We start from the raw sequence: 17,454 nt of genomic DNA, 5'->3' as shown, positions 1-17,454 counted from the left end.
CAAGCGTATGCCGTGGAAAAGTAGCGGGAGTGGATAACAGGGTGTGCGAATCGGAACGGCAATTAGTTCAGTTGATATAACTAGAAATAAGGTTCTCCTGAAGAAACCCTGTGCGGGTTTGGCTTTGGTCGTTTGCGGGCTTGAGAATAGTTGCATTTAAGTCTGTTAGGAATATCCGCAAATTCCCTTGACCACCAGCCTGGTAACAGCTTTAGACCATGCGCCACTGTTTTGATATTCCGTAAGAATTAAGCCTAACGGTGTGTTTAGAGATTTCAGATAAAAATCATGTGTTCGGACGTCATCGAAAGATGGCACTTGAATATCACTTAATTTCCGACGATTGGTGATGCGCCAGCACGTTCAGAGTTTCGTTTCATCAGCACGGTTTCCAACTTCTTATTAATGCGCCTTAGAAACCGAACCATGTTGGCTTTCCGAGAATATGCATACGCCCTGGTCTCGCTGCTCATAAACGTACCGGTCGCCGTTGCGGACACCAGTGAACCTGCATTTACCCGTAGCGGGCCTATCAAGGGAATCGGAGTCAGTCCGCCGATTAGCAACTGGGAAGCGCCCGCCTATGGCCTGACTCAGGCACGGCTGGACGCCCTGGAGCAGGCTGGGTTCAACACGCTGAGGATCTGGATCTCGCTGGAAGAATTCCTGGCCCCGCCGGTCAGTATGGAGGCCAGCCTTTCGCGCTGGACCGGCTATATCAGTCGCGCGGCAGAAACCGGTTTCCGGGTACAGGTTTCCTGGGCTTCTACCTGGGAGCAGCGCATTGCAGTGATTAACGAGCCGACGACAGGTGCGCGCTTTGAGAGGGCTCTCGGTACCCTGTGCGGCGCCCTTCACGGATCATTTTCGGAAGAGCAGGTTGCGCTGGAGATGCTTAACGAGCCTCCGGGCGAACAGCTGGCACCGAGCTATTACACCTCAGTTGCGCCGGGTTGGTATTCGGCCTGCCGCTCCAAGGCACCGAACCTGACCATCATTCTACAACCGGAAGCCGGCTGGCATGGCGCGCTCGGGTACTTCAACCTGAGCCACTACGATGCCAACACCATGTTCGCTTTCCATCCTTACGCACCGGGCGAGTTCACTCATCAGGGCACCGGCAGCCAGCCGCACCTGTACAACGTTCCAATGCCGATTACCCGCTACGCTGGCGGCAAGATGCAGATGCTGGCGGACGTCAGCGCGCGCATAGAAGCGGATACAACGCTGACGCCCGAGCGCAAGGTCGAAGAAATCAGCCGTTACGGGCGCATCATCGATCACCTGTGGTGGAACGATGGAGCGCGCTGGGAGGACTGGACAGAGTTGCAACGTTGGGTTGATTCGAGCGGGATCAATCCCAGGCGGATCATCGCCGGGGAATTCGGCGTTGTTTCCGAGTTCAACTACAACGGAACCCCCGCACTGCCGGATGTCTCTTCACGCGCCTACTTCATGCACAAGATCCGCGTGCAGACTGAGGCAAACAATTTCGCCGGTTGGGTCGTACATCAGGCGTTTGGCGACTTCAACCTGTTCCAGCAAACCTCAGTGGGTGAGCACGGCGAGCACCTTATTCCCGAACTCGTCGAGGCGCTGTTTTAGGGGCGCCGGTGGCTGTTGGTGTGCTTTCCGATGCAGCGGCGGAATGCGTTGAAATATCGCTATTGCGACGGAACGAAGCGCAGCTAGGCAGGACCAAGCTGCGTATGGCACGGACAAGCTTTTGCCCGTAGCTGCTCCGAAGCTACGAGCACCCTGGCACTGGCTTTGCCTGAATGCCATCTGGTTACGGACCAGCCGGGAAAAACCTGGACGGCACATCCGGAAACGGATGTCGGTGCATTGATGCACGACTGAGAGCGCTCAACGATGAAGAAGCTCGGCTACCTGGTAGCACTGTGCCCGATCGGGTTCATTGACTCCGTGATCGCGTTGCGGATCTCTCTGCTACTTTTGTTGCTTTCCGTGGTTATCAACAGGCGTTTGTCGCTGGTTGACTGGCTGCTGATCGGTCTGCTCGGTATCACGGCCTATTCCTGGCTGACGGTAAATGGCTATGAGCGCAGCTTCATCGCGCCGCAGATTTCGTCCTACTTTGTGTTTCTGTTCAGCCTGCGGTTCTTCTACGTCTGTCGCGATGATCTGCTGAACTTCATCACTAATCTGCCGCTGTTCCACTATCTGCTTCTGTGCGTTGTTTACCTCGTTGTTCAGGTCAAGGTCGGCTACACCTACGAAGTTGGCGTATTGGAAGCCTTCATGCTGATTCGCCTGGCGCTCCAGGCGCGCCAGCGCGGCTTGATGTTGGCGATGCTGCTGGCTTATCTGGTGCTGATGTTTCTCATCTCGACCCGCACAACGCCTTTGGGTATCGCTCTGCTGGTTGCCGGCTGCTGTCTCCTGAAACCGCCGAAGCCGGCGCTCAAGGCGATTGTCTTGAGTGTGATCTTGCTAACGCCAGTGGCGGGTTTCTTTCTGATGGGCCTGGATCTGTCTACCAGCATGGCGGATGTCGATGACAACGCGGAGATCCGCCTGGAAATGCTCAAGGGCGCCAGCTCGATGATTGGTGTTGCCGACTTCCTGCATGGGATCGGATTTGGCGGCCCCTATCGCGACGTGAGCTTCGAATATGCCTTCTGGCATCCGCTGCTCGATACACGATTTCTCGCGCATCAGGTGTCTAATCACAACTCGTTGTTCGACGTGTTCTTTCGCTTTGGGATCTTCGTTTACGCACTGTTTGCCGTTGTGTTCCTGCGCGTCATCTGGCTAGACAAGACGACCAACCATTACGTCTACGCCCTGTTGTTCGTCACCCTGTTCTCGCTATCGGTGAATGCGTATCTGGACTCAACGCGTCTATCGCATGCCTTCGCCGCTTTCATTATCGGACTTATGCTTCTGATACCGCGCAGGATCTTGCGGCACCAGCGCGCGCCCAATGCCGCAGTGGTGCGGGTTCGTTCGCGCACTGCTGATGTTGCGAAGTCGCCAGGCTGACAACTCTCCTAACGCTCACCCGCTGAATTCTCATCCGCATGTCAGTACAGGAAGTGCCCATGAAAGATTGCGTTTTGATTTCCGCGTTTGCCTGCGACCCGTCCATGGGTTCAGAGCCCTACGTAGGTTGGAACTGGCTCAAACAGATCCTGACTGTCTCCGACGGAAATGTCGTGCTACTCACTCGCCGGATGCATGAGCGGCCAGTGCGCGAGGCGCTCGAACCGACCAGCCGCGCGCGTCTGGATATCGTTGCTTTCGATTTGCCCGGCTGTGCCGGTATGGCTCACCACCACAGCCTGATGAAGCCGTACTACGTGTTCTGGCAAGTAGCCGCATTGTTTGTCGTGCTGGTCTACCAGCTGCGTCATCGTTCGCTCGCGGTGATACAACAGTGCACGTACAACGTGGTGGATATGCCTGGGTTGCTATGGCTGGTACCTGGAACGCGGTTCATCTGGGGGCCAGTGGGTGGTGGTCAGATACCACCTGCCTGGGCGAAACCGCTCTATGGGCGGGGTTGGATCAAGCAGCGCTGGCGCACGCTGATGAAACGCACGTTGCGGTTCAACCCGTATATCTGCCTAGCATCGTACTGCTCATCGTCAATCCTGGTGGCCAACCAGGACACCCTCGAGATGCTGCCTCGCTTCGCGCACCGCAAATGCATCAAGACGCTTGAAACAGCGGTGAGCGGCGTAACCGCTAGCCCTGCGGCTCAGGAGTTGAAGGAAAGTTTCACGTTGCTCTGGGTCGGTCGGCTGGAGCCCCGCAAGGCTCTCAAGCTGTTGCTCGACGCCATCGCACAGATCAAGGCAGATCAGCCTCAGGCTTACGAGCGATTGCGGATCAAGGTACTCGGTACTGGGCCGGATGCGCAGAAGACTCAGGTGGAAGTAGCTGCGCTAGGGTTGGCCGGCAAAGTCGAGTTGCTCGGCGCGCTGCCTTTCGCCGAGGTCCAGCCGCTCTACGAGGGCGCTGACCTTTTCGTCTTCACCAGCGTTCAGGATACCTCCGGTAACGTGCTGCTCGAATCGCTGGCCAGCGGCCTGCCAGCTATAGCGCTCAATCACCAGGGCCCCCGAGAAATCCTGCAAAACGGGGGCGGACGGTTGATCGATGCGCACTCCTATAACGAGGCGGTCAGAGAGTTTGCACGCGCCATACTTGAGCTGATGGATGCGCCGCAATTGCTCAAAGCATACGCACAGGCGGGACTGGAGAATATTCAGAAGCATTGCCTGTGGGAGCAGAAGGGAGAATTGTTCCGTACGCTGCTGGATGCGCGCGGCAAGTCTGCGAAAAGCCATCTCGCCTCAGATCAAGCTTGAGCGAACGCCTCAGGTTTCCTCGTATTTCTGCTCGCGCTACGGGCGCGGGCGATCTATCTAATGCATGAAGGAGGCGAATATGATTCCAAAGATCATTCATTACGTCTGGATCGGCGATGCGCCAAAGAATGAGCTGCTTCTGCGCTGCATCGAGAGCTGGAAAAAATATCTGCCGGACTACGAATTCAAGGAATGGGGCAACTCGCAAATCGACGGAATCGACATTCCCTATGTCCGTCAGGCGCTGGAACACCGCAAGTGGGCGTTCGCATCGGACTACATGAGGTTGTACGCACTGCACCGCTATGGCGGCTTTTACTTCGACTCCGATCTAGAAGTCACAGCCGATATAGAGCCGTTCCGCGAACATGACTTTGTTGCTGGCTTCGAGGAGTATCAGGGCAACCGGTATCCGATGTCGGCGTTCATCGGCGCGGTTCCTAATAACGCAATTATTGGTGATCTGCTAGCCGAGTATGCGTCGCTGAGTCTAGTGGATCGCAACGGCAATCTCGACCTTACGGCCAATACCAAACGCATGACGCTGTATTACGCGCGCAGGTTCGGCCTGAAAAAGCCCTATAAGACCGATGAGCCAACCGCGTTAGATAGTTGCTCGTTTATCTATCCGGTTCATTACTTTTGCACGCCTGCGCCGCACAAAAAAAACTTCACCATTCACCATTTCAACGGTTCGTGGCTGGACGGCTATGCGCGACGCAATGTTCTAAACATGTCCGGCTATACGCTGTGCGTTTTCAAGGACCGCAAAAAGGCCAATCGCAGCTTGCCCCTCACCTACAACGAAAGCTTGGCAATGATGCTGCCGCTTGGCTTCGACCTGAGACTGGCGCTCCTGCGCAAAGGCACGTCCCGGCAACCTTTTAAAGTGTGCTGATCACATCCAAGGAAGCTGAACCGCCCTGCTTTCCCAGAGGCTCTGACTCTTGGCAGGGTAGGGCCATGAACACAACGACGAAGCATTCCCAAGAAGTCCATGAGCGAGCGGTTCGACCAGTACTGGAGCATCAAGACCACCATGAGTCGGAGCGTGAAGCGATCTGGTCTATTTCTGCCAAGATCGGTTCTTACTGCCGAAACGTTGCGCAGCTGAGTGCGTCGAGCGTGATAGCGGTAAGCGTGAACGCCAGACCAGCAGCGAACGCGAGCGGAGACCCTGGAGCGAGAAATACGTGAGCGGCGCCAGGCCAACGAGATCCGGCAGCGTGATCCATCAATGGCCGCGGCGTCAGTGCGCGTTGTTTAGCTACGCCCAGCGCCTGCTGAGGCTGGCGTTGGGCTCTCAGTAGGTAGCGTGTCGATTCCTGTGACAGTGCTGGTCGAAACCATCTATGGCTTCAAAAGGTCGAGGTGAGCCATCGCCATGCGTCGCAGAGCGGGAGGCCGTGGAGCTAGCAACGCCGAAATGGTTGGACTGGTCTAATCCCTGAGGACGATTAGAGCCCACCGGGAACGTTCCGCCGGCATCAGACGAAGTGAACTCCTATCAGCAACTGACCGAGTCCGCCCAAGCTGCATGACTCACGCCAAAGAGCTTTCGGAATTTCCCGGCGGTTCAATGTGTCGTGACGCGGCCCTCTCGGGACGTGCTTGAACCACGTCCCGATATCTGGGCGAGGCGTGGTTACAGCTCGATGGAAATGCCGGCCTGCAGGGTGCGCAGGGCGCCCGGGTAGGCCCAGATGTTCCAGGCGCGCTCTTCGTATTCCTCGTCGAACACGTTGTCGAGGTTGAGGTTGAGGCGAATGCGGTTGGTGAGCGGGTAGTAGGCCAGCAGATCGACCACGGTGTAGGCGCCCATGTCGTAGGCAGTGTTCGAAGTGCTGCCCTTGCGTGAACTGACGTACTTCACGCCAACCCCAAGGCCCAGCCCATCCAGAGCGCCGTTGTCGAACTCGTAGGTGTCGAGCAGGTTGAAGCTGTGCTCCGGTACGTTGGCCAGGCGGCTGCCCACCGGCACGGCGGCGCTGTTGCTCTCGGTGACTTCCGCGTCAACGTAGGCGTAGCCGCCGATCACGCGCCATTGCGGCGTGATGTTGCCGGCGACGCTGAGGTCGAAGCCGCGGCTGCGGATCTCGCCTGCAGCCACCTGGAAGGCCTGGGAGCCAACGTTTGCCGGATCAGCCGTCAGCACGTTCTCCTTGGTGATGTGGAACAGTGCGGCGGTCACGCTCAGATTGTGTTCGGGCAGGTCGTACTTGATGCCGGTCTCGTAGGCGACGCCTTCTTCCGGGTCGAACGCCTGGCTGCTGCGGTCGGCGCCACGGTTGGGCTTGAACGAGCGGGAGGCGTTGGCGTAAACGGCCAACGCTTCGGTCAGGTCGAAGATTGCGCCAATGCGCGGCGACACGGCGTTATGCGCCTGCTCCCAGCTGCCAGCAGCCGAAAGCTTGTTGATGTAGTTCTGCTCGAAGCGTTCCAGGCGCGCGCCCAGCTGCAGGGTGAAACGGTCGGTCAGTTCGACCTGATCCTGCATATAGAAGGCATAGGACTTCAGGTCTTCGTCGTCCCAGTAGTTGGGGCCGACAATCACCGGGAGTGGCTGGCCATAGACCGGCTCGTAGATGTCGATTGGGAAGTCGCCCACGCCACCCGCGGAACGGTCGATTCGGGAGTTGTAGTTAAAGTCGTCGTACTCGATGCCGGTCAGCAGCGTATGCATGAAGCCCAGAGCGCTGAACCGGCCTTCGAGGTTGGCCTGAACGGCGGTATCGTTCCATTCCAGCCGTCGTTCGCTGTAATTGCGCCCCACGGTGCGGCCGTCAGCGGCCAGGCCATTGTTCTCCACGGCGCCACCGTCCAGGCTGCCGTCGAGGTATTGCGTGCCGCCGCGCAGGGTCCATTGGTCATCCAGCAGGTGCTCGATTCGCAGCTGGGTCATGGCGTTTTCATTGGTGAACTTGCCAGCGCTTTCCTCACCGAGAAAGCGCTCACGCGGCAACTGGCCTTGCTGGCCGCCGTAGCGCGTCACACCGCGGTCGAGCGGGTGACGGTTGTGCAGGTAGTCACCTTCCAGAATGATCGCGGTGGCGTCGCTGAGGTCCCAGCGCAGCACCGGGGCAAGGTTGTAGCGTTCGCTTTCGACATGATCGCGAAAGCTGTCAGCGCCTTCAGCCACAACGTTGAAGCGATAGGTGAATTCGGCCTGCTCGTCCAGTGCGCCGGTGGTGTCCAGCGTGCCGCGGCGCAGCCCCTCGGTATTGAACTGAGTGCCCAGCACCGTGCGGCGCTCGGCCTGCGGTTGCTTGCTGACAATGTTGAAGGTGCCGCCGGGGTCGCCCCGCCCATACAGCATCGAAGCCGGGCCGCGCAGGACCTCGATTCGCTCGATAGTGGCGGTGTCCGGCATGTTGGGGTAGCCGCGGTTGATGGCGAAACCGTTGCGGTAGAACTCCTGGGAGCTGAAGCCGCGTACCAGGAATTCGGTCAGGCCCTGGCCGCCGAAGTTGTTGCCGCGCTCGACGCCGCCGGCGTAGTCCAGTGCATCTTCCAGACGCGTGGCGCCAATGTCTTCCACGACCTGTCCCGGCACTACGCTGATCGACTGCGGAATTTCGTGTATCGGCGTGTCGGTGCGCGTCGCGCTGACCGAGCGGGTTGCTCGATAGCCGTCCACCGGACCGTCGCCGCGCTCGGCCCCAGTGGTGGTGACTTCCATCTGCTCAAGCGCGATGGGCTCGTTGTTTGATTCCGGTTGTTCGGCAGCGTAAGCGGTGGAAGCGAGTGCCTGTAGCGAGAGCACAGACACGAGAAGTCGACGCATTGCGGCAGTTCCTTTTGAAGGCTTCGAGCGGAGGGGCGCAGATGCTATAGATGTTGATAATTATTATCAATTGAGTCGTTCGAGTGTGTCGTTAGTCGTGCTGGTTTTGCCGTTATCGACAGCCATTGCGGCGCCGCTCAGCGCGGCGATGGTGCTGGGCAGGTTTTGTCGAGGCGGACAATTAGGGGCGCAGGCAGGGCGGCATGCTGCGCGCATTAGACGAGCAGCCGGAACTCAGGGAGCGTCGTTGCGCTCGAGTGAGGCTCTTTTTGAGCCTGGGAGAGGCGGGTTACAAACGCTCGGTGGACAGACTTTCTGTTATCGAGGCGTCGCCGTCGCCCATTGATTGCCGTGAGGATGCGCCACTCCTGCTAGGCGCATCGCAACGGCCTACTCGGATCAGCGATCCCGGCTCTCGCCCCCGCGGGACCGCGTCGAGTCGGCTGGCGTTTCAGAGTCGGGCATCGTCGAGGATTCGGTATGGGGTTGGGTCTCGTCAGTGGGCTCGGCTTCAGGCTCGCTGGACGGTACGACTGTTGGCGCTCCGATGCTTTGCGAGGCGCCGCGGCAGGTCAGCTCGGCAAACGGCTGGTCAGGCGAGTACTCGCCTGGCACCCGCTCTACCCGCTGAGTGTTGGGGCTTACGGTGAAGACGGGCGGGGCGGAGGTGTCGGCACGTGCATCCTCGGACACGTGGAATTCGCAGGTCACGGTGTCACCGGTATTGTTCATTACCTTCACCGCGCGTATGCCGACCAGCTCGCCACCCGCCTCGGTAGTCGAGGTCGGCACGCCCATGGCGCTGACCTCGATATCCAGGCCGTTCAGGTGTGTAATCACGTCGGGCTTGGGTGTCTGGGCAAGCGCAACAGGTGCGCAAAGGGCTAAGCCTAGGGTCGTGAGCAGTGCCTTGGTCATGGAAACCTCCTTGAGTCGATGACTGCTTAGAAGGGTTCGAGGGGTGAGGGTTCGGTCTGCTCTCCGATTTGCTTGACCCTTGCTTCGCAACAGCGGTTGAGCGCTACTTCTGTGGCTTCAGATTGCGCGCATAAAGCGCTTTCCCGCCGGTGGAGGTGGTGCCTCTGGCCTCCAGCTCGAAGCGTTTGGAATGGGATTTGATCAGGTCGCTGAGTTTCTTGAAGCCATACAGCCGCGGATCGAAGGCAGGGCGGAGCTTGCTGATGTTGGAGCCAAGCTCACCGAGCTGCACCCAGTCATCCTCGTCATCGGCAATGTCGCTAAGCACCTTGGCGATGAACTCCACCGGAGCCTTTTGCGCTTTGACGCCTTTCTCGCTGGTTTTGGCCTCGTCGGACTTTTCTGCAGGCTCCGGCGCGGGCGTCTTGTCCCCGTTGCTTGGGGGCTCCTGTGAGGTCTTGGGTGCGTCGGCGCGAAGGATTTCGGTGTAGATGAACTTGTCGCAGGCTGAAACAAAGGGCGAGGGTGTTTTCTGTTCGCCAAAGCCGTAGACGGTCAGGCCTTCTTCACGGATGCGTGCGGCCAGACGGGTGAAATCGCTGTCGCTCGAGACCAGGCAGAAGCCGTCGAAGCGGCGCGTGTAGAGCAGGTCCATCGCGTCGATGATCAACGAGCTGTCGGTGGCGTTCTTGCCGGAGGTATAGGCGAACTGCTGAATCGGCTGAATCGAATAGTCCAACAGCACCTTCTTCCAGCTGCCGAGGTTAGGCTTGGTCCAGTCGCCGTAGATGCGCTTGACGCTGGCGACGCCGTATTTGGCAATTTCCTCGAACAAGCCTTCGACGATGGCGGCGGGGGCATTATCGGCGTCGATGAGTACAGCGAGATGGATCTGCTGACGGGTGTTGCTGGGCTTCGCGGCCATGGTTCGTCCCTGGATGGATAGGTGCCGACCATAGCGCCAGTTGCAACTTGGAACCAGGGTGGCGCTGCAGCGGTTGCGATAACAGGCTTTGCCGTTCCGATTGAACCCTCGTGGCCGAGTCGGTTCCGACCTTGCGTCCAGGCTGCTCGACGCGCTCTGGCTGGTACTACCCAGCGTAGCGACTAGAGTTAGCCGTACCCCTTACGTTTCTCACGAAAAGGCGCCTTCATGACTCCCATCGTCGACTTTCTCAACAACATCTTCTGGGGCTACATCCTTATCTATGGGCTGCTTGCGGTCGGTGTGTTCTTCACCATCCGCCTGGGCTTCCTGCAGTTTCTGCATTTTGGCGAAATGGTTCGGGCGATCAGAGGCGCGCGGCAAAGCGATGCGTCAGGTATTTCACCGTTCCAGGCGTTGTGTACCAGCCTCGCGTCGCGGGTTGGCACCGGTAACCTGGCCGGGGTAGCCGTTGCGCTTTACCTGGGCGGTGCCGGCGCGATCTTCTGGATGTGGGTTGTCGCGCTGGTGGGCATGGCCACGGCCTATGCAGAAAGCTCACTCGCGCAGCTGTACAAGGTGCGCGACGGGGAGGGGCAGTACCGGGGCGGTCCGGCGTTCTACATTGCCAAGGGTTTGAAGGCGCCATGGGCTGGCGGCGTGTTTTCAGTGGCGCTGATCATCTCGTTCGGGTTGGTGTTCAATGCGGTGCAGGCCAATTCCATTGCCGACGCCATGGAGGGCGCGTTTGGTGTCCCGAAACTCTGGGTTGGCATCGCCATCGCCATCCTCGCCGGGCTGGTGATCTTCGGTGGGCTGCGTTCCATCGCGCGTTTCGCCGAACTGGTGGTGCCGTTGATGGCGGGCCTGTACGTATTGATGGCGCTGATCGTGCTGGTGATGAACATCACCGAGGTGCCTGGCGTGCTGATGAGCATCGTCCGTAGCGCCTTTGGCCTCGAAGAAGCCGCCGGTGGAGTCGCCGGCTCGGTGACCGCGGCGATGCTCAATGGCATCAAGCGCGGCTTGTTCTCCAACGAAGCCGGCATGGGCTCGGCGCCCAACGTGGCGGCGACCGCGACGCCTGCGCCGCATCATCCATCCTCTCAAGGACTGGTGCAGGCGATGGGCGTATTCATCGACACCATCGTCATCTGCACCGCGACCGCGGTGATGATTCTTCTGTCGGGCGTCCTGGAACCCGGTTCGGGGGTGACCGGCACGCAGCTCACCCAGCAGGCAATGGAAAGCCACATCGGCGTGGCAGGGACCTACTTCATCGCCATCGCCATTCTGTTTTTCGCCTTTACCTCGATTGTCGCCAACTACGCCTATGCGGAGAACGCGCTGATCTTCCTGGGCGCCGGTAACAAGCTCGGGCTGACTCTGCTGCGCCTGGCGGCATTGGGAATGGTGATATGGGGCGCTTACGAGGCGGTCACGACCGTATTCAACGCGGCGGACGCGTCCATGGGGCTGATGGCAACGATCAACCTGATCGCAATTACGCTGCTCTCCGGCACGGTGGTGAAGCTGACCAAGGACTATATGGCGCAGATCAAAGCTGGCGAGGTGCCGACGTTCAAGGCCGCGGACTACCCGGAACTGAAAGCCAAGATCAACAACAATATCTGGCGCTGATGTGAAAACGCCCCGGCAGTCATGCCGGGGCGTCGGCGCGTTACGGCTCGGTGGGTCAGCTTGGTAGCCGGTCCAGTGTTTTTGGCTCATGCATCGGGCAGCCGTTGTGACGGGCGCGGAACTCGGATGACATCTCATAGGCCGGTTTGCGCGAGCGCATGACGCCGCCGAGTGGACGATGGGCCGCGAGACCGTGCCACGGGCTGAAGGACATCTGGTCATCCACCACCGCTGCGCGGGCTTCGCTCCAGGCCGATTGCGGCTGCACCTCGATCCGCGCCACCGTGACGTAAGGGCTGGCATCTTCCGGCCAGACGACGCTGGCGTCCTCGATAGGCATCTTCTCGATGTCGGTAGCCAGCTGCACACGTAACTCCCAGGTACCGCCGTTCTGGGCGAAATGGTCGTTGATCGCCTCGCGCAACCCGTTCGGCTTGTCCTTGAGGTCGACGTTCTGATCGGTCAGCGCCGTCAATTCCGGCGAGACGGGCACCACCGAGAGCTTGGCGAAGTAGCGGCCATAGAGCAGCGGAACCACGCTGTAATAGGTCTCCCCGAGCAGGTTGGTGGTGGGATGGCCGCCCATGCCTTTGAGCGTCGCGCTTTCGCCGCCGGCCTTTTCCACCAGACTCTCGGCACCGCGCAGCGCGGCAGACAGTGCTTGCTTGGCGCGAGGCGCTCGGTCGGTAGTCTTGGCGATCAACTTCACCGACTTGAGAAAGTCCTTGGGCGTCGGCGCCATGAACGCCGGCGCGTTGACCATGACGAAATCCTGGGTGACCTGGTCGTCCGCATTCGGCAGGCGTTCGCCTTCAACGCCGATGAGCTTGATCGCCAGCCCGCGCGGAGTGGAAACCTTGTCATCGAGGATGTCGCCCGGATTGGTCGAATAACGCATCACCACCGGCATCTTCCCTGGCTTTGCAAAAGCACCTTGGGCCAGTTGCGGCGGAAGGTCAGGCAGGACCTCGATTTCGCCCTGTAGCAGGCCGTGGCTCTTGGCATGCACGCTGCGAATGGCATGGCCGCCGTCAGCAAAGGTTGTCTCGGCGATGTCGCGCATCGCCTGGATCAGGCCGGAGATGGTTTCGGCTTCGTCGTCTGGCACCTGCTCGAAAGCGGGATCGAAGGGTAGGGGCGTTACGGTCAGGCGATCGGTCATCGGCTCGGCTCCGTCTGATGATGCGGACTTATGGACTGCTGCGCCGCGGTCTGCAGTCGACAGTCGAGGTCCGAGATCGTTTTCGAAGAGCGAGGCAACCGTTGCGAATAGCGTTGGCGCAGGATCAGTTCACAGGCTTGGTTTGCCCAGGCCCGGGATTGGGCCGGTCTACTGTGGAATTACGCCAAGACCGCGCGCCATAAACGTTGCCAGCAGCGGGATCAGCAACAGCGCGAGCAGCTCGATGCGGATCACCGTTTTCACCCAGCGCGCTGCCGAAGGCGTGATTGACGGGACCTGGCCGGCCTTCAACGCCGGACGCCATTTGAGAAAGGTCACAGTGGGGTAGATCGACAGCAGCGCAACCGCGACGAACAAGCCGACCTTGGCATGAAAGAAGCTGTTGTTGAGGTAGTAGTCCAGCCCCTTGCCATAACGCATCGCCCGCGCGGCGCCGGTCACCAGGACGAACCCGGCGGCAATGCCAAAGGCCAGATCAACGCGAAACAGGCTGCGGGCGCGCTTGAAATTCAGCGGCAGGCGGAACAGCTGGTGCTCGAGCACCAGCAGGGAGAACAGCAGGAAGATCGCCACGAAGTGCAGGTAGGCGGCGACGGCATAGGCCATTTTCTAAAGGTCCTTTGGTTAGGGTTGTTGCGGTGCGGTGGTGACAGCTGCCGCCGCATGGGTCGAAGCGAACCATTGCCCTTGGCGTTGCAGGCGTCTGGCGATGCTCCCCAGGCACAGGCCCCGCAGGAGCATGAAGGCGAGAAAGGCCAACCACAATCCATGATTGCCCATCCCGCGCAACAGCCAGCCCAATGGTAGCGAAATCAACACGGCAAGCAGCATGGCGTTTCGCATTTCCCGCGCGCGGGTGGCGCCGATGAACAGGCCATCGAGCAAATAACTCCAGACCGCGACCAGGGGCAGCGCGGAGAGGTACGGCAAATAAGTGAGGGCGGTTTCGCGCACCGACGGGATGTCGGTCTGCAGGCTGATGAACAGCTCGCCACCGAGCAGGAAAAATAGCCCGAACGCCAGGCTCGCCAGTAAGGACCAGCCGCCGGCGACGGTGAGGATCCGGCGCAACTCGGTGCGGTTCTGCGCGCCAATGGCATGCCCGCTCAGCGCTTCCACTGCATGGGCCAGGCCGTCCAGTGCATGGGCGGTGAGCATCAGGCCGTTGAGCAGCAGCGCGTTGGCGGCGACCGTCGCATCGCCGAGGCGTGTGCCTTGTACGGTCACTAAAAAGAACACCAGTTGCAGCGCCAGCGAGCGCAGGAAGATATCGCGATTGACCGACATCAGTGGTTTCCAGCTGGCCCAACGGCGCATGGCCTGGCCGTTCAACCGGCCCGGATAGCGAAGCAGCGCGCCGCGAGTCAGTGCCAAGCCGACCAGCACGCCGCTCCATTCGGCGATTACCGAGGCGCGTGCGGCTCCGACGACGCCGCATTCCAGGCCGATGACGAACCACAGGTCCAGGGCGACGTTGATTAGATTGGTGGTCAGCAGAATGGCCAGCGGGGCTCGGGCGTTCTGGGTGCCGAGGAACCAGCCGATCAGCGCCAGGCTGGCCAATGCGGCGGGGAGGCCGAACAGACGTGTGTGGAAGTACGCTTGCGTGAGGCTGTCCAGTTCGGCTGAAGGTTGCATCAGTTGCAACGCAAAGCCCTTGAGTGGTTGCGCCGTGACGCTCAACAGCAGAGCGAATCCCAGCGCCAGCAGTAACCCTTGCAGCAACACCTGGCGCAGCGCACCGCCATCCTCGCGCCCGGCGGCCTGAGCGGCGAAGCCGGTGGTGCCCATGCGTAGAAAGCCCATGACCCATACCAGCAGGGTATAGAGGCTGCCGCCGACGGCGACCGATGCCAGCTGGTGCGCATGGGGTAGATGGCCGATCACTGCGCTATCAAACAGCGCCACCAGCGGCACGGACAGGTTGGACAGAATCATCGGCGCAGCCAGCGCCCAGACCCGTTTATGGGTGGGGGCGTGCTGCCAGGCGGTCAATAACCGTGACATGAAGGGCTCCAGAACAGCCGGACATGATACGTCGCGATGGTCCGGAGCGCAGCCGAGCGATGGCGCTGGTGCCATGCTCGGCCGGGTTGTCGGAGGAGTAGGGCGCTACGAATGGCTCAGTGGATCAGCCAGCTCAGCAGCCAGAGCCCGAGGAACAGATAGATCACCCCAGCGATGATCGAGCGGCGGAAGAACGCGCGAAACGCGCCGACCAGCAACATCAGGCCGATGGCCAGTGCAATCAGGCTGATCAGTGAACGGTCCATGCCGAGGGTCCGCGACAGACCCTCAATAAAGTTGGCGCCGGCATCGGCGAACAGCCCGAAAAAGCCGCTGAGCGCATCGACGATGTAACGAATCACAGTACCGAGCGCTTGGCCCAACCATTCGAAAAAGCTTTCCACCTGCATGTTGCACTCCTGCCGGACTGTCCTAGGCTACAAGCGCAGCCGTTTCTGGGGCATTGGGCTATCAATCCGTCCGGCAGTTCCCATGTCGGATTGAACCCGCGTTCCGGCAGTGGGTCTGTACTGGGCTAAATGATGCCGTCGCGCGTCGTCATGCAATTGCAATCCTTCCCGAGCAGTCTGTCAGTCAGCGAATAAACGAGAAAAGACGATGCCGATTGTTACCGATCCGCGGCCGCAGTGGCTGTCGGGGATGCGCCCCCGAATCTGGGCGCTGGGCATGCTGGCTGCCGGCTTGTTGTATGCCGCCGCCACACTTCATCTGGATGAGCGGGTGTTCTATTCCCTGCAATCGGCCTGGCACGAAAACCGTTGGGAGGCGCGTAGCCTGTGGCTGCCGGAGTACAAGGTGCGGGTCGATGCGATGCCGGTGGCAACGGTGTCCAACAATCTTTCCGGGCTGACATTCGATGAGCAGCGTAACCATCTTTGGGCCGTGGTGAACAACCCCGAGCAGCTGGTTGCGCTGGATCGGGACGGCAACTTCCTCGCACGCTATCCCCTGAAGGGCTTCAGCGATGTCGAGGGCATTACCTACCTGGGTGACAACCTGCTGGCCGTGACCGAAGAGCGCAGCCAGTCGCTGGTAATCTTCCCTGTGCCTGATAAACCCGGTGCGCTTCAGCGCGAGGATTATGCGTCGGTCACGCTGGGGCTGGGTGATGCGGATAATGCCGGTTTCGAAGGGGTTGGCTACGACCGCGCCGGTGATCGGCTGTTCGTGGTCAAGGAGCACTCGCCGCGCAAGCTCTTCGAGATTCAGGGCATCAAGGCCAGCCTCAATGGGCAGTTGAACCTGAACATCATCGACCGCGAAGCCTGGATTGAAGACAAGGACATGGCCAGCGATCTGGCATCGGTGCATTACGATGAGCGCACCGGTCATCTGGTGCTGCTGAGTGACGAGGCGAAAATGATACTCGAGCTCGACGGTGAGGGTGAGCTGGTCAGCTTCCGCTCATTGTGGAGCGGCTTCGCCGGTCTCGACAAAAGTGTGCCTCAGGCTGAAGGCATGGCCTTTGACGACCGTGGCGATCTGTATCTGGTCAGCGAGCCCAACTTGTTCTACGCCTTCGAGCGCGAGTAGCTGCTCTCGATCCGTCGCCATCAGCCGCGGCGGATCATCCACACGCCGCCGAAGATCAGCAGCAGTCCGGCAATCTTTCCAAGGCTGATCGACGACTGACGAAAACCCGCCCAGCCGAAGTGATCGAGCAGCAGCGCCATGCCCAGCTGCCCGGCCAATACCAGCGCCATGAATAGCAGTGCGCCGATACGCGGGCCGGCGAAGGCCGCCGTGGCAATGAAGAACATCCCCAGCAGGCCGGCGCACCAGTGATACCAACTGAGGCCCCGCAGCGCCTGGATGCCCGGCATGTCTCGCTGGAACAGGACGACACAGATCAACGCCACGGTGCCCACTGCAAAGGAGAGCATTGCCGCGCCCATGACGCTGCCGAAGTGCTTGGCCACTTGCCCATTGATGCCGGCCTGTAAGGGCAGGAATGCTCCGGCAATCAAGGGCAGAACGAGCAGCCACCAGGCTATGACGGGCATGCAAATGTCTCCAGAAAGTAACTAAAAGCCCGCCAGAGCGGCGGGCTGAAAGGGTTGCGGGCCGACAATGCTAGCGCGGCGGGTATTGCGAGAGAACCTTGTTGACGGTTTCACGAAACATCCCGGCCCGCTCTTGAGGGCTGCCCGGATCGTCGCGCAGAACCTGTTCGGCACTGCCGCGCCAGACCAGTTTGCCGTCGTCAGCGTCATACATGTCGAGTTGTAAGGTGCCGACCTGATAGTGGATGGTGCGGGTGTCGGTGATCGTCGGCCCGCCCCAGAATCCGTGCCACGGGCCGCCCCAAGCGCCGATCGATGAGGTGGTGTATTGCTGGCTGCGCTCATCGACAAGAAACCAGGTCTGAACCAACAGATCCGGTTGTGCGCCTGACTGAGCCTGGCGCAGGCCGCGCTGGTCGAGCTGCTCGCTGACGGCACTGCGAATGCGTTGCTCGGTCAGGTCGCTTTTGATGCGCGGATCATCGGGGCGGTACTGCAGGGCCGGTTCCTTCCAGCTCCAGGTCCGATAGGCGGAAAAATCGCGCTCCGGATCGAAGTCGCGTTGTACCTGGGTGCTCTGACAGGCAGCCAGTATCAACAACAGGGGTAGCATCAGCAGTGAACGGAACATTTCG

General features: G+C 60.1%; 14 protein-coding genes and 2 pseudogenes. 7 read left to right on the top strand and 9 right to left on the bottom strand.

Features of this window, described 5'->3' with window-relative positions; translation table 11 throughout:
* Positions 1-426: 426 nt before the first annotated feature.
* From BUE09_RS00765 to BUE09_RS20545, 5 genes and pseudogenes are all read left to right on the top strand, one after another.
* A complete protein-coding gene (locus BUE09_RS00765; protein ID WP_073298825.1) occupies positions 427-1,605 on the top strand; it encodes a cellulase family glycosylhydrolase in 1,179 nt (392 codons plus the stop codon).
* A gap of 267 nt (positions 1,606-1,872) precedes the next feature.
* A complete protein-coding gene (locus BUE09_RS00760; RefSeq protein ID WP_073298824.1) occupies positions 1,873-3,006 on the top strand; it encodes a hypothetical protein in 1,134 nt (377 codons plus the stop codon).
* A gap of 59 nt (positions 3,007-3,065) precedes the next feature.
* Complete coding sequence (locus BUE09_RS00755; protein WP_073298823.1) at positions 3,066-4,337, top strand: glycosyltransferase family 4 protein; 1,272 nt, start codon at positions 3,066-3,068, stop codon at positions 4,335-4,337.
* 79 nt (positions 4,338-4,416) lie between these two features.
* A complete protein-coding gene (locus BUE09_RS00750; protein WP_073298822.1) occupies positions 4,417-5,235 on the top strand; it encodes a glycosyltransferase family 32 protein in 819 nt (272 codons plus the stop codon).
* 65 nt (positions 5,236-5,300) lie between these two features.
* Positions 5,301-5,565, top strand: a pseudogene (locus BUE09_RS20545) (IS3 family transposase); the annotation flags it as partial.
* A 417-nt stretch (positions 5,566-5,982) separates the two neighbouring features.
* Here BUE09_RS20545 and BUE09_RS00745 read toward each other — a convergent pair.
* From BUE09_RS00745 to BUE09_RS00735, 3 genes and pseudogenes are all read right to left on the bottom strand, one after another.
* Positions 5,983-8,121, bottom strand: a complete 2,139-nt coding sequence (locus BUE09_RS00745; RefSeq protein WP_073298821.1) for a TonB-dependent siderophore receptor — start codon at positions 8,119-8,121, stop codon at positions 5,983-5,985.
* A gap of 549 nt (positions 8,122-8,670) precedes the next feature.
* Positions 8,671-9,039 (bottom strand): annotated as a pseudogene (locus tag BUE09_RS00740) (hypothetical protein); the annotation flags it as partial.
* A gap of 103 nt (positions 9,040-9,142) precedes the next feature.
* A complete protein-coding gene (locus tag BUE09_RS00735; protein WP_073298819.1) occupies positions 9,143-9,964 on the bottom strand; it encodes an NYN domain-containing protein in 822 nt (273 codons plus the stop codon).
* Positions 9,965-10,192: 228 nt separating this feature from the next.
* Here BUE09_RS00735 and BUE09_RS00730 point away from each other — a divergent pair, with 228 nt between their 5' ends.
* Positions 10,193-11,605, top strand: coding sequence for an alanine/glycine:cation symporter family protein (locus BUE09_RS00730; RefSeq protein ID WP_073298818.1), 1,413 nt, complete (start codon positions 10,193-10,195; stop codon positions 11,603-11,605).
* A 55-nt stretch (positions 11,606-11,660) separates the two neighbouring features.
* Here the strand turns inward: BUE09_RS00730 and BUE09_RS00725 are convergent, their stop codons facing one another.
* The 4 genes from BUE09_RS00725 to BUE09_RS00710 all read right to left on the bottom strand — a co-directional run bounded on the left by BUE09_RS00725 (position 11,661) and on the right by BUE09_RS00710 (position 15,205).
* Complete coding sequence (locus BUE09_RS00725) at positions 11,661-12,767, bottom strand: catalase family protein (protein WP_073298817.1); 1,107 nt, start codon at positions 12,765-12,767, stop codon at positions 11,661-11,663.
* Between the two features lie 168 nt (positions 12,768-12,935).
* Complete coding sequence (locus BUE09_RS00720) at positions 12,936-13,394, bottom strand: DUF2214 family protein (protein ID WP_073298816.1); 459 nt, start codon at positions 13,392-13,394, stop codon at positions 12,936-12,938.
* Between the two features lie 18 nt (positions 13,395-13,412).
* The gene (locus BUE09_RS00715) at positions 13,413-14,795 is read right to left on the bottom strand and encodes an MATE family efflux transporter (protein ID WP_073298815.1); all 1,383 of its coding nucleotides are present in this window, start codon (positions 14,793-14,795) and stop codon (positions 13,413-13,415) included.
* Positions 14,796-14,911: 116 nt separating this feature from the next.
* A complete protein-coding gene (locus BUE09_RS00710) occupies positions 14,912-15,205 on the bottom strand; it encodes a hypothetical protein (protein ID WP_073298814.1) in 294 nt (97 codons plus the stop codon).
* Between the two features lie 208 nt (positions 15,206-15,413).
* Between BUE09_RS00710 and BUE09_RS00705 the strand changes: the two genes are divergently transcribed.
* The gene (locus BUE09_RS00705) at positions 15,414-16,349 is read left to right on the top strand and encodes an SdiA-regulated domain-containing protein (RefSeq protein WP_073298813.1); all 936 of its coding nucleotides are present in this window, start codon (positions 15,414-15,416) and stop codon (positions 16,347-16,349) included.
* A gap of 20 nt (positions 16,350-16,369) precedes the next feature.
* Here the strand turns inward: BUE09_RS00705 and BUE09_RS00700 are convergent, their stop codons facing one another.
* Both BUE09_RS00700 and BUE09_RS00695 read right to left on the bottom strand, forming a co-directional pair.
* Positions 16,370-16,819, bottom strand: coding sequence for a DMT family transporter (locus BUE09_RS00700; RefSeq protein WP_073298812.1), 450 nt, complete (start codon positions 16,817-16,819; stop codon positions 16,370-16,372).
* A gap of 70 nt (positions 16,820-16,889) precedes the next feature.
* On the bottom strand, positions 16,890-17,450 hold the full coding sequence (locus BUE09_RS00695) for a DUF4136 domain-containing protein (RefSeq protein ID WP_073298811.1): 561 nt from the start codon (positions 17,448-17,450) through the stop codon (positions 16,890-16,892).
* Between the last annotated feature and the right edge of the window lie 4 nt (positions 17,451-17,454).

It is taken from the genome of Stutzerimonas xanthomarina DSM 18231 (assembly GCF_900129835.1).
Classification (GTDB): domain Bacteria; phylum Pseudomonadota; class Gammaproteobacteria; order Pseudomonadales; family Pseudomonadaceae; genus Stutzerimonas; species Stutzerimonas xanthomarina.
This window is presented reverse-complemented; position numbering and strand designations above follow the sequence as displayed.